This is a genomic window from Edwardsiella sp. EA181011, assembly GCF_000800725.1.
Taxonomy (GTDB): domain Bacteria; phylum Pseudomonadota; class Gammaproteobacteria; order Enterobacterales; family Enterobacteriaceae; genus Edwardsiella; species Edwardsiella anguillarum.
In genome coordinates this window covers 2158136-2177668 of the sequence record NZ_CP011364.1, presented here as the reverse complement: position 1 = coordinate 2177668, position 19533 = coordinate 2158136, and the positions used below count along the sequence as shown (strand labels likewise).

General features: G+C 59.9%; 23 protein-coding genes. 16 read left to right on the top strand and 7 right to left on the bottom strand.

The genetic code is table 11. The annotated features are described in order from the left end of the window. Nucleotides 1-40: 40 nt before the first annotated feature. Nucleotides 41-1291, bottom strand: a complete 1251-nt coding sequence (locus QY76_RS09625) for a flagellin FliC (protein WP_038631134.1) — start codon at nucleotides 1289-1291, stop codon at nucleotides 41-43. A 282-nt stretch (nucleotides 1292-1573) separates the two neighbouring features. Here QY76_RS09625 and fliD point away from each other — a divergent pair, with 282 nt between their 5' ends. From fliD to fliT, 3 genes are read left to right on the top strand one after another with little or no spacing between them, the layout of a single operon-like run. Further along, nucleotides 1574-2989, top strand: coding sequence for a flagellar filament capping protein FliD (gene fliD, locus QY76_RS09620; RefSeq protein ID WP_045424550.1), 1416 nt, complete (start codon nucleotides 1574-1576; stop codon nucleotides 2987-2989). A 14-nt stretch (nucleotides 2990-3003) separates the two neighbouring features. Continuing rightward, nucleotides 3004-3411 (top strand): flagellar export chaperone FliS, encoded by a 408-nt coding sequence (fliS, locus tag QY76_RS09615; RefSeq protein ID WP_012848966.1) that lies wholly within the window; start codon nucleotides 3004-3006, stop codon nucleotides 3409-3411. A 4-nt stretch (nucleotides 3412-3415) separates the two neighbouring features. After that, on the top strand, nucleotides 3416-3778 hold the full coding sequence (fliT, locus tag QY76_RS09610; protein ID WP_034162432.1) for a flagellar protein FliT: 363 nt from the start codon (nucleotides 3416-3418) through the stop codon (nucleotides 3776-3778). Nucleotides 3779-4085: 307 nt separating this feature from the next. Here fliT and QY76_RS09605 read toward each other — a convergent pair whose 3' ends face one another. From QY76_RS09605 to fliE, 5 genes are all read right to left on the bottom strand, one after another. Beyond that, nucleotides 4086-4382 carry a hypothetical protein gene (locus tag QY76_RS09605; protein ID WP_034162434.1) on the bottom strand — a complete coding sequence of 99 codons (297 nt, stop codon included), beginning with the start codon at nucleotides 4380-4382 and terminating at the stop codon, nucleotides 4086-4088. 363 nt (nucleotides 4383-4745) lie between these two features. Then, nucleotides 4746-5444: a GMC oxidoreductase gene (locus QY76_RS19265; RefSeq protein WP_235439370.1), complete on the bottom strand. Its 699-nt coding sequence runs from the start codon at nucleotides 5442-5444 to the stop codon at nucleotides 4746-4748. A gap of 14 nt (nucleotides 5445-5458) precedes the next feature. Then, nucleotides 5459-5929 (bottom strand): hypothetical protein, encoded by a 471-nt coding sequence (locus QY76_RS19260; protein ID WP_235439369.1) that lies wholly within the window; start codon nucleotides 5927-5929, stop codon nucleotides 5459-5461. Between the two features lie 211 nt (nucleotides 5930-6140). Continuing rightward, nucleotides 6141-6545, bottom strand: a complete 405-nt coding sequence (locus tag QY76_RS19695) for a tail fiber assembly protein (RefSeq protein WP_052365561.1) — start codon at nucleotides 6543-6545, stop codon at nucleotides 6141-6143. Nucleotides 6546-7241: 696 nt separating this feature from the next. After that, nucleotides 7242-7556 (bottom strand): flagellar hook-basal body complex protein FliE, encoded by a 315-nt coding sequence (fliE, locus tag QY76_RS09595; protein WP_012848973.1) that lies wholly within the window; start codon nucleotides 7554-7556, stop codon nucleotides 7242-7244. Between the two features lie 252 nt (nucleotides 7557-7808). Between fliE and fliF the strand changes: the two genes are divergently transcribed. From fliF to fliR, 13 genes are all read left to right on the top strand, one after another. Then, nucleotides 7809-9527: a flagellar basal-body MS-ring/collar protein FliF gene (fliF, locus tag QY76_RS09590; protein ID WP_034162436.1), complete on the top strand. Its 1719-nt coding sequence runs from the start codon at nucleotides 7809-7811 to the stop codon at nucleotides 9525-9527. Continuing rightward, nucleotides 9524-10516 (top strand): flagellar motor switch protein FliG, encoded by a 993-nt coding sequence (gene fliG / locus QY76_RS09585; protein WP_012848976.1) that lies wholly within the window; start codon nucleotides 9524-9526, stop codon nucleotides 10514-10516. Before fliF ends, fliG begins: the two co-directional genes overlap by 4 nt. Continuing rightward, the gene (gene fliH / locus QY76_RS09580; protein WP_034162437.1) at nucleotides 10509-11261 is read left to right on the top strand and encodes a flagellar assembly protein FliH; all 753 of its coding nucleotides are present in this window, start codon (nucleotides 10509-10511) and stop codon (nucleotides 11259-11261) included. Before fliG ends, fliH begins: the two co-directional genes overlap by 8 nt. Beyond that, a complete protein-coding gene (fliI, locus tag QY76_RS09575) occupies nucleotides 11258-12616 on the top strand; it encodes a flagellar protein export ATPase FliI (protein WP_034162438.1) in 1359 nt (452 codons plus the stop codon). Before fliH ends, fliI begins: the two co-directional genes overlap by 4 nt. A 30-nt stretch (nucleotides 12617-12646) precedes the next feature. Then, a complete protein-coding gene (gene fliJ, locus QY76_RS09570; protein ID WP_034162439.1) occupies nucleotides 12647-13087 on the top strand; it encodes a flagellar export protein FliJ in 441 nt (146 codons plus the stop codon). After that, nucleotides 13084-14349: a flagellar hook-length control protein FliK gene (locus QY76_RS09565; RefSeq protein WP_045424546.1), complete on the top strand. Its 1266-nt coding sequence runs from the start codon at nucleotides 13084-13086 to the stop codon at nucleotides 14347-14349. Before fliJ ends, QY76_RS09565 begins: the two co-directional genes overlap by 4 nt. Before the next feature lie 150 nt (nucleotides 14350-14499). Continuing rightward, nucleotides 14500-14979: a flagellar basal body-associated protein FliL gene (gene fliL / locus QY76_RS09560; protein WP_012848981.1), complete on the top strand. Its 480-nt coding sequence runs from the start codon at nucleotides 14500-14502 to the stop codon at nucleotides 14977-14979. A gap of 5 nt (nucleotides 14980-14984) precedes the next feature. After that, nucleotides 14985-15998, top strand: coding sequence for a flagellar motor switch protein FliM (gene fliM / locus QY76_RS09555; RefSeq protein ID WP_034162442.1), 1014 nt, complete (start codon nucleotides 14985-14987; stop codon nucleotides 15996-15998). After that, complete coding sequence (gene fliN / locus QY76_RS09550) at nucleotides 15991-16404, top strand: flagellar motor switch protein FliN (protein WP_034162444.1); 414 nt, start codon at nucleotides 15991-15993, stop codon at nucleotides 16402-16404. The genes fliM and fliN overlap by 8 nt, the downstream gene beginning before the upstream one ends. Before the next feature lies 1 nt (nucleotide 16405). Further along, a complete protein-coding gene (fliO, locus tag QY76_RS09545; RefSeq protein ID WP_045424543.1) occupies nucleotides 16406-16801 on the top strand; it encodes a flagellar biosynthetic protein FliO in 396 nt (131 codons plus the stop codon). Next, nucleotides 16801-17541, top strand: coding sequence for a flagellar type III secretion system pore protein FliP (fliP, locus tag QY76_RS09540; protein WP_034162446.1), 741 nt, complete (start codon nucleotides 16801-16803; stop codon nucleotides 17539-17541). Before fliO ends, fliP begins: the two co-directional genes overlap by 1 nt. Nucleotides 17542-17688: 147 nt before the next feature. Beyond that, nucleotides 17689-17958 carry a flagellar biosynthesis protein FliQ gene (fliQ, locus tag QY76_RS09535; RefSeq protein ID WP_012848986.1) on the top strand — a complete coding sequence of 90 codons (270 nt, stop codon included), beginning with the start codon at nucleotides 17689-17691 and terminating at the stop codon, nucleotides 17956-17958. Nucleotides 17959-17960: 2 nt separating this feature from the next. After that, nucleotides 17961-18749 carry a flagellar biosynthetic protein FliR gene (gene fliR, locus QY76_RS09530; protein WP_034162448.1) on the top strand — a complete coding sequence of 263 codons (789 nt, stop codon included), beginning with the start codon at nucleotides 17961-17963 and terminating at the stop codon, nucleotides 18747-18749. Between the two features lie 79 nt (nucleotides 18750-18828). Here fliR and QY76_RS09525 read toward each other — a convergent pair whose 3' ends face one another. After that, nucleotides 18829-19476 (bottom strand): MBL fold metallo-hydrolase, encoded by a 648-nt coding sequence (locus tag QY76_RS09525; RefSeq protein WP_045424537.1) that lies wholly within the window; start codon nucleotides 19474-19476, stop codon nucleotides 18829-18831. Nucleotides 19477-19533 lie beyond the last annotated feature (57 nt).

The following is a 19533-nucleotide window of genomic DNA, read 5'->3' as shown; positions in this document are numbered from 1 at the left end:
AGCGCGCGGCAACGTGGGCCACGCACGCTGCAATGCGCGATTAACGCAGCAGGGACAGGACGTTCTGGGTAGACTGGTTGGCCTGAGCCAGTACGGAGGTACCGGCCTGCTGCAGGATCTGCGCACGGCTCATGTTGGACACTTCGGTCGCGTAGTCAGCGTCCTGAATACGTGAACGGGAAGCGGACAGGTTGTTCACGGTGCTGTTCAGGTTGTTGATTACGGAATCGAAACGGTTCTGTACCGCACCCAGGCCGCTGCGCAGGTCATCAACCTGAGACAGGGCTTTATCCAGGGTTGCCAGCGGATCGGCAGTCTTGGCAGTGGTAGACAGGGCAGAGCCTTTGGTCACGGTGCCGTCTTCGGCAACGCTAGCCTTAAAGTATTTAGCGTCAGCGCCAGTGCCTTCCTGAATAACATAGGCGGAAGCGCCCTTTTCGGTACCGGTGTATGCACGAACATTAGCGGCTTCCGGACCGGTCGGGGCAACTTCTTTCTTGATAGAGGTTACGGCTGTAGTACCACCAGCGGTGTACTCTGTAGCATCAATGGCCGTCGCTTTACCGGTAGTGGTATCGATAGTAGTTACTTTAAACAGCTTGCCATCGGCATTTTTCGCATACAGATCATCACCCTTCTGCTCATAGCTGGCAATATCTTTACCGCCAGCTTTCAATGCCGGATCGTTGGTGATAGCAACATCAACATTGGTCTTCACTTTCGCCGGAGCGGCAGCGGCAACCTTAGTCGTGTCAACGCTGTCAGCCACGTTAAACTTATCCAGGCCCAGGCTCTGTGCGTTGATATTTTTCAGATCGATATCGATGGTTTCACCGTCGTTGGCACCGACCTGAATGGTCAGCTTCTGATCCTTGCTCAGCACCTTCACACCGTTAAAGTCGGTCTGCTGAGAGATACGGTCGATCTCAGACAGACGCTGGGTGATTTCGTCCTGGATGGACTGCAGGTCGCTGGAGGAGTTGGAGCCGTTCTGTGCCTGAACGCTCAGACGACGAATGTTCTGCAGGTTGTCGTTGACTTCGTTCAGCGCGCCTTCGGTGGTCTGCGCCAGGGAGATACCGTCGTTGGCGTTGCGGGATGCCTGGGTCAGGCCGTTGATGTTGGCGGTGAAGCGGTTGGAGATCGCCTGACCGGCGGCGTCATCCTTGGCGCTGTTGATGCGCAGACCGGAAGACAGACGCTCGATGGCGGTGCCCAGCGCTGACTGGGATTTATTCAGGTTGTTCTGTGCCATCAGCGACAGGCTGTTGGTATTAATTACTTGTGCCATAGTGTGCTTTCCTTCGAATGTTGCGCCACTGCGCATCACGGTTAATCGTTCGGGCCTGATTGCCCTACGGCGTCATCAGCCACCGTCCCCTCAGGTATCGGCGCTCCCCTTGGCAACCTTTAGTAAATTTTTTAATTTTTTTTACCCTCGTGCCAATCGGTGAAAAAGCCCCCATTTTCCTGCTTCTATTGGCCCATCGTTTTTTATTATTTTTCTGTAAACTTTTGCCCAACAGAGCCGATAACGCGTATAGCGCACTCGTCATTAAGAAAGGAAATATTCATGGCAACCATTTCATCACTGGGGATCGGCTCTGGGCTCGACCTCAACTCCCTGTTGACCAAGCTGACCGGGGTCGAGAAGCAGCGTTTGACCCCCTACACCACTCAACAGAGCAGCTACAAGGCTAAACTGACCGCCTATGGCACCCTGAAAGGGGCGCTGGAAAAGTTTGATGATGTCAGTAAGGATCTGGCTAAAACCGATGCCTTTACCATCACCAAGGCCAGCAGTCACGATCAGTTCAACATCACCACCAGCGCCAGCGCGGTACCGGGTAACTATGCCATCAATGTGACCCAGTTGGCTCAGGCACAGAGCCTGACGGCCAAAACCCACGCCACCAGCCAGACCGATCAGCAGGGCAGCGCGGGCGCCAGCGGACGTGAGCTGACCATTACCGTCGGTGAGCCGCCCAAAGAGACCAAGATTTCCCTCAGCGACGAGCAGACCTCCCTGACCGGGCTGCGCGACGCCATCAACAAATCCAACGCCGGCGTCAAGGCCAGCGTGATCCAGATCTCCGACAAGGAGTACACCCTGTCGGTGACCGCCGCCGATACCGGCGCGAAGAGCAATATAAAGATGAACGTCAGCGGCGACAGCAAGCTGGCGGGGATGCTGAACTACGATGGTTATAAAGACAGCGCCGCCAACGGCATGGCGCAGACCGTAGAAGGGAGAGATGCCAAAATGACACTCAACGGCATCGATATCACCCGCAGCAGCAATAAGATCACCGATGCGCCGCAGGGCGTGACCCTGGAGCTGAAAGCGGTCACCAAAGATACCCAAAACCTGGTGATCAGCAGCGATAGCGAAGGCGTCAGCAAAAAGATCCACGACTGGGTCGACAGCTACAACTCGCTGATCGATACCTTTGCCTCCCTGACCAAATTTACCCCGGTCAAGAAGGGAGAAGCCGAAAACTTCACCAATGGCCCGCTGCTCGGCGACAATACCCTGCGCGCCATTCAGTCCGGCGTCAAAGGGGTCATGAGCTCGGCGCAGGACAACCCCAACCTCAAAGGATTGGGCAACCTGGGCATCAGCACCGACCCGCAGACCGGCAAGCTGAACATCGACGACAGCAAGCTGAAGAAAGCCATTGATGAGTACCCGGGGCAGGTGCAGAACTTCTTTGTCGGCAACGGCAAGGACACCGGCATGGCCAACATGGTGCACAGCGAAATCCAGAGCTATATCAAAAACGACGGCGTCATCGACTCCACCACCAAGAGCATCAATAACAGCCTGCAGCACCTGAGCGACCGCATCGATAGCGTCAACCAGAGCATCGATGAAACCATCAACCGCTACAAGGCGCAGTTTGTCCAGCTCGACAAGATGATGGCCAAGTTAAACGGCACCAGCTCTTACCTGACCCAACAGTTTAACGCCATGAGTAATAGTAAGTAAGGGTAACCGCCACTATGTATAACGCAATGGGCACGCAGGCCTATGCCAAAGTCGGACTGGAGAGCGGCGCGATGAGTGCCAGTCCGCATCAACTGATTGTCATGCTGTTTGACGGGGCGCATAGCGCCCTGGTTCGCGCGGCGCTGCATATCGATGCGGGACAAATCCCGCTGAAGGGGCAGGCTCTCAGCAAGGCCATCAACATTATCGACAACGGCCTCAAGGCCGGACTGGATCTGGACAAAGGCGGCGAGGTAGCGCAAAACCTTAGTGCGCTGTATGACTATATGGTGCAACGCCTGCTGCAGGCTAACCTGCATAACGACGCCGACGCCGTACGTCACGTCACGGAATTACTCGACAATATTGCAGATGCCTGGCGCCAGATAGGTCCACATTCTGCAACCACCCAGCAGGGGTAACAATATGTATGGACTACCGCCGCTACTCCAGGCCTACCACCAGGTTCTGGCCATAAGCGAGCGCATGCGCGATTTGGCACAGCGCGACGAGTGGGAGGCGCTGGTTGCGCTGGAAATGGAGTACCTGACGGCGGTGTCAAGCACAGCCAAACTGATGTCCCAGGCCAATCCTACGCCAACGCAGCAGGATGATCTGCGCCAGACGCTTAAACAGATTCTGCTCAACGAAACCCACGTCAAACAGCGGCTCCAAGCACGAATGGATGAGCTACGCCAGCTGATCGGCAACGGCAGCCGTCAGCAGGCGTTAAGCCATGCCTATGGGCAGTTCACCGGCGAGATCCTGCTGCCCGGCGAGCACCTATAATCATACGCTGAACATCACTGCCTCTGGCTGACCTTCCTTATATTTGCCCGCTGGCGTCCCACATTGTCATAGTATTCGACCACGACAATAGGTGGTGCGCCGGGCGTCACTCCCCTTCCCGCCTCTTTTCTTCCGGCCATAAAAAAACCCGCGCCAAAAGCGCGGGGAGTGAAAGCAAAAATAAAGCAGACTGTTAAAAACAATGTGAGCGAGTAGCCGTGAGCAATCGGTATCAGCCATCGCTATATATATAACTATACAACGTTTAACTCCCGATCGCCAGCGTTGACGCATACAGAACGTCTGATTACTTTTGCGTCGTTTCCGGCGCTCGCACCGGCTGATAAACACACAGGAAGGCCGCCCGCGTCAGCCCCGTCGCGCTCGGCTTCAGCGTGCCGACCTCATGGGCACGATCGAAACCGTAGCGGCGACAGTAGGCCAATGCATCGGCCTGCATCGCGGCCCGATCGACCACCTCGGGATCGAAGCGGTATACCAGCGAATGCGATACCGGATCCTCTTCACTGCGGACAAAATGCCCCGGCGTGCTGCTGCAGGCACTCACGGCGAGCAGCGGCACGAATAGGCCGAGCCAACGCATAATACTCTCCTTACGGGATATATCGGATCGCGCGGCGGCATAGCTCCCCACCGCGCTCGTAGGACTGGAGGGTGCGGCAACGGCGCCGCGCTCGATAGCCACTCGACGCACATGGCGACACACTGCGCCGTCTTGCCGACATCAGTGTAACGCAGGAATTATTGGAAAGTGAACCACCGGCGTTACGCCAACAAGCCGCCCCTAAGGGTTATATCCCCAAAGGCGGTCATCTCCCATGGCATGACCGCCACACATTGATAGGCCGTTAGCCATTAACCCGAAATGCTTTGTACAAGGTGAACAGCAACAACCGGCGGCGGGATACTTACCCCAAATCAGATTTATTCAACAACACCGCCCCGCTCATAAGCGTCCTGCCATATAACGGCCTAAGGTTAATAACGTTAACGTCGGAGGCATCCCCCAAGGCTCTGGAATGACGGAGGCATCGCAGACATACAGCCCTGATATGCGGGTCTGTAAATCTGTATCTAAATGGGTCCCCAAGGCGACCGTTCCACCGGGATGTGCGGCAAACGGCCGGGTACGGAACAACGTCTTCACTCCGGCCGCTCTGAGGATAGACTCGGCTTGCTGGCATCCACTATTTAACCTGACGACATCATCATCGGTCATAATTTTCTCCGGGAGTCCTTTCGCATTGATGCATCCCGACATATTGTCTCTTGATTTCACCATGATAGATAATGTTTTCGCTGGATTCGCCATCTTGCCGACCAGCGAGGAGAAAAGGTGCTGCAGCGCTGACGGCAATGCCAAGTCAGACAGGGTATAGCCAGCTTCGTGATTATAATAGCCATAAACCATGGCGATTTCTTTTTTACTGACCACCGCCGTATTCGCTACTCCCATCACCGCAATCACCGGATCGATAAACAATCTATCACCGACCTCGTTTAATCCCGAGTTACGTAAAATAACAGGCGTACCGATACCGCCTGCCGCGACGATTATTTTGGGAGCATAGGCGAATGATTCAACGCCAGAGCGCCTAAAGGCTACGCCATATGCCTGATTGTTTTTATGAAGAATATGAGACACACACGCATTGGCTGTTAATCGCGCCCCCGCTCACATGCCTGATCCACCCACAGTCCAGGATGCCATTTAGCGTGATACGGGCATCCATATGTACAGAGATCACATCCACGCCGGCATGATGACTGAAAGATCATCTTATCTAATGGCTCAAAGGGTATCCCCAGCGCGGAGGCCGCATCATAAATTAAACGAGCCCTCGCTCCAACTAAGTCAGAGGAGAGTTTAGCGATAGGCAACTCACGCTGAATGGAAGATAGGGCTGAGCTGAGATCAATGCGATGACGCTGAAAAAGATCTAATGGCGGCGCCTTTGCCGTAGCATAATTGATAAAACCGCTGCCGCCCAAAGTCAGAGCTCGCAGGATAACCAACCAATCATGGGTCAAAAACACATGTTTGTTCGGAATCGCGGCCTTAGCAATGAAGCTGAGTAACGAACCGCTGGATTTATTGACCCCGCCGCGTTCTAACACCAGTACCTTCATTCCTCTCCGGCTAAGCTCAAGAGAAGCCGATGCCCCCCCGGTCCTGAACCAATAACAATGGCATCAAAATATTCTTTTTCCATGTAACTGAACCATGCGTAATTAACTCACTTGGACGATAAAATAACCTAACTAACGTTATCAGCGCCAGGGATATTAATCCTTGGATGTCGGTATATAGAGAGATTAATGGTATATAATCCCTTATCCTTTATAATTTAGGACATTTCCCTCTACCTGCGAGCTGAATGGCGCCTTGTCGCGATGTCAGGACGCGGTTAATGCTGGGCAGCGCCCCTAACGGAAATGGCGGCACTCGCTGAATGGGAAAATACCGAGCTGTGCGGATACGCGCTGCTACAATAGCCCCGCCCGGCCTACACCGCCGCAGGAACAGGCCATTCAATAGGGGGGAGGTAGACATATCTACCGTTTTCACGGCCTTGATATACTCTATTCCGGCGCTAAGCTTCGCCTTATCAACATCACTGATGGCACCCAACGCAGGCTCACTCCGCCAGCCGGCGGTTACAGCATTAGATTCATCTAACAACGATTGCCTGTCTGCGTTGGCCTGTATAACGGGATCGTCGTGCGTTAGCGGTGAATTCCCCATTGCCATTGCCTCACGCTACATGATTGGCGTCAGTCCCTCGCTTATATACTGATCCCGGCGGCCATCGAATACATCGGCATATACTGCATCATGCACATCTTTAAAATACTTTATCATCACCGCTCGCCGGCCAATTCATTGAACCGGTGACCCCGTCTGTCTTGGTTACTGAATAAATTGCTCTGGGTGCGCCGATGAATAGATAAGGGTGAGCCAGAATGGAATGACGGGTTAACGCTAACAGCCTTGCGACAATAGCGCCATTTATCCTTGCCTCTGCTGATCCCCGGCGGCGCGGTGAATGGAATGGTCGCCCCCTTCCCGTGTGCCAGCGCGAGATGACAAATCGCCACTAATTGAATGGAGCGGCCACTATATTAAGTATAATGGCCTGGCGGGACAGAATGATACTGTAACGTCAACTCACCCACGTAGGGAAACCGCGGGGTGAGAGCCGCGGCCGCACTGGCGCCCCATACCTGCGCACGGCTCGTTACACGCCGGAGTCCCCCCTACGTTTATCGCCAACAGACTCGGTCATGCCGATACGCAGAGGGGGTATCAGGTTGATGTGCCAGATAAAACCTGCGAGCAGCTGGCCACCCTTAATAAGAGCCTGATTACGGATGCCCCACTGATATCCCACGAATCGTGAACAAGAGAACAATTTAATTATTTATCAAATAATTAAATTTTCTACACCTGCATGTTCATAATGTCTTGATAGGCGGCGACCAGGCGGTTGCGCACCTGAATCCCCATCTGCAGCGACACGCTGGATTTCTGCATATCCAGCATCACGTCGTTCAGCGCCACGCCGGGAACCCCCATCTCAAACTGCTGGGCCTGCAAGCGAGCATGGTTCTGATTGTCGCTGATACGGTCGATCGCCGACTTCAGCTCGGAAGAAAACGTCCCCTGCGCCACCCCATCCTGCGGGGTGCGGTTGGCGGCGGAAAGCGCGGTGGCCTGAAGCTGCTGTAAAACGTTCTCGATGCCGGTGACTGCCACGAAAGGCTCCTTAATGATTGAACACTACCAATTGCATGACAACCTACCATAAGGCGTGAAACCCAAAGCGGGTAAATAACGCTAAAAATGTCCCTTTCTCCCGCCATCGATTTTGCCGCGTGCGCCAATAATAAAGTGCCTGCTTTTGCAGGTTTTCCGCGATTCGCATTGCCGCGTCAGGGAGTCTGATTTGTTACACATCCATTCATACCGGCCTCAAGTCCGGACGCAACTGAACAATAAGGTAAGCCCATGAACGCTTCAGCCACCGGTACCGCTGGCACCGCAGCAAAAAGCGCTGAGAATAGTATTAAAGCCATACTGGAGCGCGTGCGGGCCAATCCCAAAATTCCCTTACTGTTGGCCAGCGCCGTCGCCATCGCCATCGTGGTTGTTTTGGCGCTTTGGGCGCGCGCGCCCGATTATCGGGTACTGTACAGCAACATTAGCGATCGCGACGGCGGCGCCATTGTCACACAGCTGACCCAGATGAATATCCCCTATCGCTTTGCCAATAACGGCACCACGCTGATGGTGCCCGCGGACAAGGTGTATGACACGCGTCTAAAGCTGGCCCAGCAAGGTCTCCCCAAGGGAGGCGCCGTCGGCTTTGAGCTGCTCGATCAGGAGAAGTTCGGCATCAGCCAGTTCAGCGAGCAGATCAACTACCAGCGTGCGCTGGAGGGTGAGTTGGCGCGCACCATCGAGACCCTGGGGCCGGTGGTCAGCGCCCGCGTGCATCTGGCGATGCCTAAGCCGTCGCTGTTCGTCCGTGAGCAGAAGCAGCCCTCCGCCTCCGTCACGCTGACGCTGGAACCGGGACGTGCGCTGGACGATGGCCAGATCAACGCCATCGTCTATATGGTCTCCAGCAGCGTCGCCGGCCTACCGCCGGGCAACGTCACCGTCGTCGATCAGTTCGGCCACCTGCTGACTCAGCCGGACGGTACCGGACGGGATCTGAACGCCGCCCAGCTGAAGTTTACCTCTGAGGTAGAGGGTCGCCTGCAGCGCCGGATCGAAACCATCCTGCAGCCGATGCTCGGCAGCGGTAACGTGCACGCCCAGGTCACGGCCCAGCTGGACTTTGCCAGCCGGGAGCAGACCGACGAGGAGTACAAGCCCAACCAGCTGCCCAACCAGGCCGCGATCCGCAGCCAGCAGATAAGCCAGAGCGATCAGTCCGGCGGACAGCTGAACGGCGGCGTTCCCGGCGCCCTGTCCAATGAGCCTGCGCCGCCGGCCACCGGCAATATCGACAAGCCGCGCAGCGCGCAGGGCACCGCGGGCCGCAATGCGCCGACCCCGAGCCGCAGCAGCGCCATCAGCAACAACGGCCGTCTGACCAGCCGCAATGAAAATATCCGGCGCGACGAGACCACCAACTACGAGGTGGACAGGACGATTCGCCATACCCAGGAGCGCGCCGGCAATATCGAGCGTCTGTCGGTCGCCGTGGTGGTTAACTACGCCACCGACACCAAGGGTAAAGAGATCGCCCTCAGCCAAGAGAAGATGGATCAGATCAACAATCTGGTGCGGGAAGCCATGGGCTTCTCCCAGAGCCGCGGCGATACCCTGAGCGTCGTCAACACGCCGTTTAACAGCGTGGAAGACAACGGCGGTGAACTACCCTTCTGGCAGAAGCAGTCCTTTATCGATCTGCTGACCACGCTGGGACGCTATCTGCTGGTCGCCCTGGTCGCCTGGCTGCTGTGGCGCAAGCTGGTTAAACCGATGCTGACCAAACAGCAGCTGGCCGCCGCCGCCGCGCAGCAGCGCGTCGACGCCCCGCCGCTCTCGGTGCAGCCGGCCAAACAGCCGAGCAATGAGGAGCTGCAGCAGCGTCGTAAGCTGCAGCAGCGCAGCACCGCCGAAGCGCAGACCGAGCGCGTACGCGAAATGGCCGAACAGGATCCGCGCGTCGTGGCGCTGGTGATCCGCCAATGGATGAGCACAGAACAACAATGAGCCTGACTGCAACCGAAAAAAGCGCGGTACTTTTGATGACCATCGGCGAAGACCGCGCCGCCGAAGTGTTTAAACACCTCTCTACCCGGGAGGTACAACAGCTCAGTACCACCATGGCCGGCATGCGTCAGGTCTCCCATCAGCAGCTGACCGAGGTATTGGGCGAGTTTCAGGATGAGGCGGAGCAGTTCGCCGCCCTGAGCGTCAACGCCAGCGACTACCTGCGTACGGTGCTGGTCAAAGCCCTGGGCGAGGAGCGCGCCGCCAGCCTGCTGGAAGATATTCTGGAGTCGCGCGATACCGCCAACGGTATCGAAACCCTCAACTTTATGGAACCGCAGGCGGCCGCGGATATCATCCGCGAAGAGCATCCGCAGATCATCGCCACGATCCTGGTGCACCTGAAGCGTGCCCAGGCGGCCGATATTCTGGCGCAGTTCGATGAACGCCAGCGCAACGACGTCATGCTGCGTATCGCCACCTTCGGCGGCGTGCAGCCGACCGCCCTGCAGGAGCTGACCGAAGTGCTCAACAACCTGCTCGACGGTCAGAATCTCAAGCGCAGCAAGCTGGGCGGAATCCGCACCGCGGCCGAGATTATCAACCTGATGAAGAGCCAGCAGGAAGAGTCGGTCATCGATGCCATGCGCACCCACGACGGCGAGCTGGCGCAGAAGATCATCGACGAGATGTTCCTGTTCGAAAACCTGGTGGACGTCGACGATCGCAGTATCCAGCGGATTCTGCAGGAGGTCGAAAACGAGTCGCTGCTGATCGCCCTGAAGGGCGCGGACGAAGCGCTGCGCGAGAAGTTCATGCGCAATATGTCCCAGCGTGCGGCCGATATCCTGCGCGACGACCTGGCGACCCGCGGCCCGATACGCCTGTCGCTGGTCGAGGCGGAGCAGAAGTCGATTCTGCTTATCGTCCGCCGTCTGGCGGAGACCGGCGAGATCGTGATTGGCGGCGGCGAGGATACCTATGTCTAACTCTCCGTTCCGTAAACAGGTGCTGCCCAAGGGCAGCCCCGAAGCCAGCGATCCGCGCTGGAAGCCCTGGGAGATGCATGACTTCGCCGCGCCGCGCCGACCGCTGCGTCCACGCATTGAGGCGGACGAGCAGAGCGACGGCGCCGCCAGCAGCGCCGCGGCCCAGGCGGCCGCACAGGCCGAAGCGGAGCGTCTGCGTCACGACGCTCAACAGCAGGGGCTGCAGATCGGCCTGCAGCAGGGGGAAAAACAGGGTTATGACGCCGGTTTTCAACAGGGACTGGCGGAGGGGCGCACCCAGGGCATGCAGCAGGCGATGGCCGAGCAGCAGCCGATGCTGGACAGCTGGCGTACCCTGTCAGCCGAGTTTCAGCGCTCCCTCAACTCCCTCGACAGTGTCATTGCCGCGCGCCTGATGCAGCTTGCGCTGACCGCCGCGAAACAGATCATCGGCCAGACCCCGCTGTGCGATGCCAGCGGGGTACTGCAGCAAATCCAGCAGCTGATCCACCAGGAGCCGCTGTTCAGCGGCAATCTGCAGCTGCGCGTCAACCCGCAGGATCTGCCGCTGGTACAGCAGCATCTGGGGGTTCAGTTGGAGCAGCAGGGTTGGAAGCTGCTGGCAGATACCCAGCTGCACCGCGGCGGCTGTAAGATCAGCGCCGAGGGCGGTGAGCTGGATGCCAGCATCGCGACCCGCTGGCAGGAGCTGTGCAAGCTGGCCGCGCCGGAGCTGCCGCTATGAGCAGTCGGCTTGACACCTGGCTTGGCGCGCTGGCCAGCCTTGAGCGCCGTATCCCTGCCCTGCCGGAGGCGCGCCGCTACGGTAAGCTGACCCGCGCGACCGGCCTGGTGCTGGAGGCGACCGGCCTGCAGCTACCGATCGGCGCCACCTGTCGCGTCGAGCGCCACGATGGCCACCAGGTGCTGGACGTCGAGGCCGAAGTGGTCGGCTTTAACGGCCGGCAGTTATTCCTGATGCCGTTGGAAGAGGTCGAGGGCATTGTGCCCGGCGCCCGCGTCTGGGCGCCGGCCGCCGCCTTAAACAGCGGCAAGCAGCTTCCCCTGGGCCCCGCCCTGCTGGGCCGCGTACTCGACGGCAGCGCCCGCCCCCTCGACGGCCTGCCGCCGCCGGATGAGAGCGACCACGGCGGACTGAGCAGCCAACCGTTCAACCCGCTGCAGCGAACGCCGATCACCCAGGTGCTGGACGTCGGCGTACGCGCCATTAACGCCCTACTGACGGTGGGGCGCGGCCAGCGCATGGGGCTGTTTGCCGGCTCCGGGGTCGGTAAGAGCGTGCTGCTCGGGATGATGGCGCGCTACACTCAGGCCGATGTGATCGTCGTCGGGCTGATCGGCGAGCGCGGCCGCGAGGTCAAAGACTTCATCGAGAATATCCTCGGCGAGGAGGGACGTCAGCGCTCGGTGGTGATCGCCGCCCCCGCGGATGTCTCGCCGCTGCTGCGCATGCAGGGCGCCGCCTATGCCACCCGTATCGCCGAAGACTTCCGCGATCGGGGCCAGCACGTGCTGCTGATCATGGACTCCCTGACCCGCTACGCCATGGCCCAGCGTGAGATCGCGCTAGCCATCGGCGAGCCGCCGGCCACCAAAGGCTACCCACCGTCGGTCTTCGCCAAGCTGCCCGCCCTGGTGGAGCGCGCCGGCAACGGGATCAGCGGCGGCGGCTCCATCACCGCATTTTATACCGTCCTCACCGAGGGTGACGATCAGCAGGATCCCATCGCCGACTCGGCGCGCGCCATCCTGGATGGCCACGTGGTGCTGTCGCGCCGTCTGGCGGAGGCCGGCCACTACCCGGCCATCGACATCGAGGCCTCCATCAGCCGCGCCATGACCTCGCTGATCGATGAGGCGCACTATGCGCGAGTGCGCAGCTTCAAACAGCTGCTCTCCAGCTATCAGCGCAACCGGGATCTGATCAGCGTCGGTGCCTATGCGCGCGGCAGCGATCCGCTGCTGGATCAGGCCATCGCGCTCTATCCGCAGCTTGAGGCGTTTCTGCAGCAGGGCATTTTTGAGCGCAGCGACTATCAACAGGCCTGTACGGCGCTGCAAGCGCTGTTCAGCGCATAGCCATCGCCGATGGCCTAAGGGGAGGTTGGCATGTCATCAGCATTAAACACCCTACGCGAACTGGCGCAGCAGGATGTCGATCAGGCGACCCGAGCGCTGGGTCATGCCCGCCAGGCCTGTCAACAGGCCCAGCAGCAACTGGAGATGCTGCTGAACTACCAGGATGAGTATCGCCGACGCCTGAATCAGGGGATGAGCGGCGGGATCGCCGCGGCCAGCTGGTATAACTATCAGCAGTTTATCCTGACGCTGGAGCAGGCCATCGAGCAGCACCGGACGCAGCTGAATCAGTGCCACTCCCGTCTGGAGCACGCGACCCACAGCTGGCAGCTGAAGCAGCAGCGCCTGAGCGCCTTCAGCGCCCTGCACGAGCGCGCCGAGGTGCAGCGCCAGATAATACTGAATAAACAGGATCAAAAACGGATGGATGAGTACGCCCAGCGTGCCAGCCAAAGGAGAGAAAAATCATGACAACGCCCGTTGCCATCACGCTTAACACCGCCTCCGCGTCGATAGATAGCCCGGCGGCGGACGCCGGCGATGGCTTCCCGTTTGCCGATATACTAGCGCTGATCAGCCAGCCGGGCAGCAAGCAGGCGCTGATCCAGGCGCTGCAGCAGCCGGAAGGCCAGACGCCGACCGGGCCGCACAGCGCCCTGCTCAGCCGCCTGTCCCAGATGAGCGCCACGCAGCGTCAGGCGCTGTTGGCCAGCCTAGAGAATCAGCGCGACCAGCGGCTTGACCCGGCGGAGATCGTCGCGGCGGCGCGCCAGACCCCGGCGCTGACGATACCGGATCACCCGCAGAAAATCGTGCCGGAAACCGCCGACGCGACGACCCAGCAGGCGATCGCCGCCCTGCTGGCGATGCTGCCGCCGTGCGCCGACGCCCCGTCCCAGACCTTTACGCCGGGCAGCGTACGCACCGGCGACGGCGACGACCTGATGCGCCTGCTCTCCCCACGCCGGGGAGCGCCGGAAAGCTCACTGACCTCGCTGTTAGGCAACGCTAACGCGACTAACGCGCGCCCTGACGCCCTAACGCAGCGCGCCGACATCGCTCCGCTGCTCAGCGCCAAGGCATCGCCCACGACGCCGGGGATCAACACGCTGGATACCGCCAGTTCACTGGTCAGCCTGAATACCCCGGAGCGCCGCAGCCTGTCGCATGACCTCCAGCCGGGTCACAGCGCACAGGCCATTACGCCGACCGCCCTGCACGCCGCGCCGACGCCGGCGACGCCCCAGCTCAGCGCTACGCCGCTGGCCTCTGCCGCCACGGCCAGCGCGCCGCTGCTCAACGCGCCCCTCGGCAGCGGTGAGTGGCAGCAGGCGCTGGGACAGCAGGTGCTGATGTTTGCCCGTAACGGCCAGCATCAGGCCGAGCTGCGCCTGCACCCGCAGGATCTCGGCGCCGTCCAGATCACGCTGCGTCTGGACGATAATCAGGCGCAGCTGCATATGGCCGCCGCGCACGGTCAGGTCCGCGCCGCGCTGGAGGCCGCCCTGCCGCATCTGCGCACGGCGCTGGCGGAAAGCGGTATTCAGCTGGGACAGAGCAGCATCGGCAGCGAGGCCCAGTCGCAGTGGGGCAATGGCCAGCAGCAGGGGCAGGCCCCGCAGCCGGATGCCACGCCGTTTATCGTGGCCGACAATGCGGTCCCGACGCCGCTGGACGCCGTTGCGCCGACCACGGTGCGCCGCCCTCTGGGCGCCGTCGATATCAGCGTTTAGCACGCCTGACAGAAACAGAACGGGGCAATCGCCCGATTAGCCCCGTTTTTTGACGTTATTCCCGCCATTGTTCCGGCCTGACGGCAGGGATAATAGCTTTAGCGAATTTCCATGCGCGTTGCGCACACAGCTACAGGAATCATCCCCCTTATGTCTGATATGTCACTCCCAAACCGCTCCGCTAAACGGCGCAAATGGGTATTGATCCTGTTGGTGCTCTTTGCCGCGCTGGCCGCCGGCGGCGGCTACTTCGGCTGGCACTATTATCAACAGACACAGCAGCACACCGTCAAGCAGGCGCCGATTCCGCTGCCGGTATTTATGGCGCTGGATCCGTTTACGGTTAACCTGCTGAGTAACGGCGACGACAGCGACCGCGTCCTGTATGTCGGCATTACCCTGCGTCTGCCTGATGAGGGTACTCGTAAGCGTCTAAACGACTATCTGCCTGAGGTACGTAGCCGTCTGTTAATGCTGCTCTCCCGCCAGCAGGCTGCAACGCTGGCCTCCGAGCAGGGTAAAAAAGCGTTGATGGACGAAATTAAATCCACCCTGCGCGCGCCGGTCGTCAGCGGCCAGCCGGCACAGATGGTCAATGACGTTATGTTCACAGCGTTCATCCTGCGGTAACCGTTATGTCCGATAGCATTCTGTCTCAAGCCGAAATAGACGCGCTGCTCAATGGCGACAGCGATGCCGCGCCCAGCGAGCAGCATGCGTCACTGGAAACCCACGACGGCGAAGTCCGTCCCTACGATCCCACCACCCAGCGACGCGTCGTACGCGAACGTCTGCAGGCGCTGGAGATCGTCAACGAGCGTTTCGCCCGTCAGTTCCGTATGGGACTATTTAACCTGCTGCGCCGCAGTCCGGATATCACGGTAGGCGCGGTGCGTATTCAGCCCTACCATGAGTTTGCCCGTAACCTGCCGGTGCCGACCAACCTGAACCTGGTACACCTGAAGCCCCTGCGCGGCACCGCGCTGATGGTCTTCGAGCCCAGCCTGGTGTTTATGGCGGTCGATAACCTGTTCGGCGGCGATGGCCGCTTCCCCACCAAGGTGGACGGCCGTGAGTTTACCCACACCGAACAGCGGGTGATCCAGCGCATGCTGCGACTGGCGCTGGATGCCTATCGCGATGCCTGGGGCGCTATCTTCAAGCTGGACGTCGAATATGTCCGCTCAGAGATCCAGGTGAAATTTACCAATATCACCACCTCCCCTAACGATATCGTGGTCACGACGCCCTTTACCGTTGAGGTCGGAGCCCTGAGCGGGGAGTTCAATATCTGTATCCCCTTCTCAATGATCGAACCGCTGCGCGAGCTGCTGGTCAACCCGCCGCTGGAGAACTCCAAACAGGAGGATCAGCACTGGCGCGATACCCTTAGCAAGCAGGTACAGCACTCCGAGCTGGAGCTGGTGGCCAATTTTGTCGACGTTCCGCTGCGTCTGTCTGACGTTCTTAAGCTGCAGATCGGCGACGTATTGCCTATCGACCGGCCCGACCGCCTGGTGGCCAACGTAGACGGTGTGCCGGTGTTAACCTGCCAGTATGGCTGCTATCACGGCCAGTATGCACTGCGCGTAGAAAAAATGATTAACCCTATTTTAGATGCGACTTCGCGAGGAAATTCCGATGAGTGACGCCAACAAGCCGTCAGCTGACGCTCAGGATGACGCCGCCGACCTGTGGGCGGAAGCAATGGGAGAACAACAGTCCGCCGCACAGAATAACGGCGATATTTTTCAGAATCTGGACGAGACGCCGACGCTGGGCGCCGGCAGCGGTCAGGATATCGATCTGATCCTGGATATCCCGGTCAAGCTGACCGTGGAGCTGGGCCGCACCAAGATGACCATCAAGGAGCTGCTGCGCCTGTCGCAGGGATCCGTGGTGGCGCTGGATGGCCTGGCCGGGGAGCCGCTGGATGTGCTGATCAACGGCTATCTGATAGCCCAGGGAGAGGTGGTGGTGGTCAACGATAAATTCGGCGTCCGCATTACCGATATCATCACTCCGTCAGAACGCATGCGTCGTCTGAGCCGCTGATATGTCCAGCGTCGTCGCGGCGATCCCCGCCGCCCCCGCACTGCCGACAGAAAGCGTACTGACCCAGGTGGGCGGTACGCTGGGCGGCATTCTGCTGCTGATCCTGGCGCTGGCCTGGCTGGTCAAGCACCTGGGATTCGCCACCCGTCCACGCGGAGAGCGTCTGCTCAACGTCCGCGCCAGCTGTAGCCTCGGACAACGTGAACGGCTGGTGGTGGTCGAGGTGGATAACCAGTGTCTGGTGCTCGGCGTCACGGCCCAGAGCATCACCCATCTACATACCTTTGATGTGCCGGCGACGACGGAGCACGATGCGACCGAGCGACCGACCTCATTCCAGCACCTGCTGCGCCAGGCCGCACGTCACCGGTTTGGCCGAAGTAAAGAGAACTCCTGATGCGGCCTATTCTGCGTTACACCCTGCTGTCGGGGCTGCTGCTGTGCGCGCCCGCGGCACTGGCCCAGCTGCCCGGAATTATCAGTCAACCACTGGCGCACGGCGGGCAGAGCTGGTCCCTGCCGGTCCAGACGCTGGTCTTCCTGACTTCGCTCAGCTTCCTGCCGGCCGCGCTGCTGCTGATGACCAGCTTTACCCGGATCATCATCGTTCTCGGCCTGCTGCGCAACGCGCTGGGTACCCCCTCTGCGCCGCCGAATCAGGTGCTGCTGGGGCTCGCGCTATTTTTAACCTTTTTTATCATGTCGCCGGTGCTCGATAAGATCTACCAGGACGCCTATCAGCCGTTCAGCGAACAGAAAATCAGCATGGAGACCGCCCTGGATCGCGGCGCCAAACCGCTGCGGGCCTTTATGCTGCGTCAGACCCGTGAAACCGATCTGGCACTGTTCTCCCGGCTGGCTAAGCAGCCGGAGATGCAGGGACCGGAAGATGTGCCGATGCGGATTCTGCTGCCGGCCTACGTCACCAGCGAACTGAAAACGGCGTTCCAGATCGGCTTTACCGTCTTTATTCCGTTTTTGATCATCGACCTGGTCGTCGCCAGCGTGTTGATGGCGCTGGGGATGATGATGGTGCCTCCGGCCACCATCTCGCTGCCGTTTAAGCTGATGCTGTTTGTCCTGGTGGACGGCTGGCAGCTGCTGCTCGGCTCGCTGGCGCAAAGCTTCTACACCTAACGCCCATCGCGTTAGGCTAATTATCCGCCGCCCTGCCCCGGCGGGCATACCGCGTACGCCGCATCGGCGGCGGTATCGCCGTCCGCGTCGGGGCCATGCGGCTGTCACAACCACGCCTATTGGGATAGGCGATACGAGGAGGACGCCATGACGCCGGAATCGGTAATGGCCCTGGGATATCAGGCAATGAAAGTGGGGCTGGCGCTGGCCACTCCGCTGCTGCTGGCCGCGCTGATCAGCGGTCTGCTGATCAGCCTGCTGCAGGCGGCGACCCAAATCAACGAAATGACCCTGTCGTTTATCCCCAAAATTCTGGCCGTCTTTGCCACCCTGGTGGTCGCCGGCCCCTGGATGCTCAGCCTGCTGCTGGACTATATGCGCACCCTCTTCAGCAGTCTGCCGACCCTGATCGGCTAGCCATGATCACCTTCGATCCCGCCCAGCTCACGCTCTGGCTGGGGCAGTTTTTCTGGCCCTTTATCCGTCTGCTGGCCCTGTACAGCACCGCGCCGATGCTGGGCGAGAAAGCGGTGCCGCGCAAGGTGCGCATCGCCCTGGCCGCGCTGACGGCCTTTCTGCTGGCCCCCCAGCTGCCGCCGACGGATATTACACTGGCCAGCGGCGGCGCGCTGTGGCTAGCTATCCAGCAGATCCTGATCGGCTGTGCCATCGGCCTGACCATGCAGCTCGCCTTTGCCGCCGTGCGTCTGGCCGGGGAGGTGATCGGCATGCAGATGGGGCTGTCGTTTGCCACCTTCTTTGACCCCTCCGGCGGCCCCAATATGCCGGTCCTGGCGCGCCTGCTTAACCTGCTGGCTCTGCTGCTGTTTCTCAGCCTCAACGGCCACCTGTGGACCCTCTCCCTGCTGGCCGATAGCTTCCGTACGCTGCCCCTGTCGACGCACCCGCTGAACGGCAACGGGTTCCTGGCCCTGGCCCAGAGCGGCAATCTGATCTTTCTCAACGGCATGATGCTGGCCCTGCCGCTGATCGCTCTGCTGCTGACCCTCAACATGGCGCTGGGGTTGCTCAACCGCATGACGCCCCAGCTATCCATCTTCGTCGTCGGCTTTCCGCTGACCCTCACCATCGGCATGATGACGCTTAGCATGTTGATGCCGATGCTGGCGCCCTTCGTCGAACACCTGATGCAGACCCTGTTTGACCGTCTCACGGTGATCCTGGGTGGCATGCAGATGATCTCATGATCCCGCGCGATGAGAGATCAAAAAAGACGCGCTAAGGCGTCTTTCATTCGAGTGGGTAAAGCGGCGCCGAACGGCGCCGCTACCAGTTTTCCGGCTCGTCGCGCACGTAAGGGTTACTGCGCCGCTCTTCGCCGATGGTCGACATGGGGCCGTGACCGGGGATAAACGCCACGTCATCGCCCAGGGTAAACAGGCGGGTCCAGATGCTGTTGAGCAGATCGCGGTGGTTGCCGCCGGCAAAATCGCTGCGCCCGATGCTGCCGCGAAACAGCACATCCCCCACCTGCGCCAGACGCGCCTTCTCGCAGAAGTAAACGACGTGGCCCGGGGTGTGGCCCGGACAGTGCAGCACCGTCAGCTGCTCCTCGCCCACCACCAGGGTGTCGCCCTGCTGCAGCCAGCGGGTCGGCATAAACGGCTGACAGTCGGTAAAGCCAAACATATCGGCCTGCTGCGACAGCTGATCCAGCCAATACCTGTCCTCCTGCTGCGGGCCATAGATGGGCACCGACAGGGTCTGCGCCAGACGCGCCGCCGCGCCGACGTGGTCGATGTGGCCATGGGTCAGCAGAATTTGCGTCACCTTCAGATCCCGGGCGCCGATCTCCCGCAGGATCTTGGCACTCTCGCCGCCGGGATCGACGATCGCCGCTTCCCGCGTCGCCTCACACCACAGCAGGGTGCAGTTTTGCTGAAAAGCGGTAACCGGAATGATGTGGTATTTCATGGTACTCTCCGCGCATAAAAACGCCGGCTCACGGCCGGCAGTCGCCCTTACCAGACC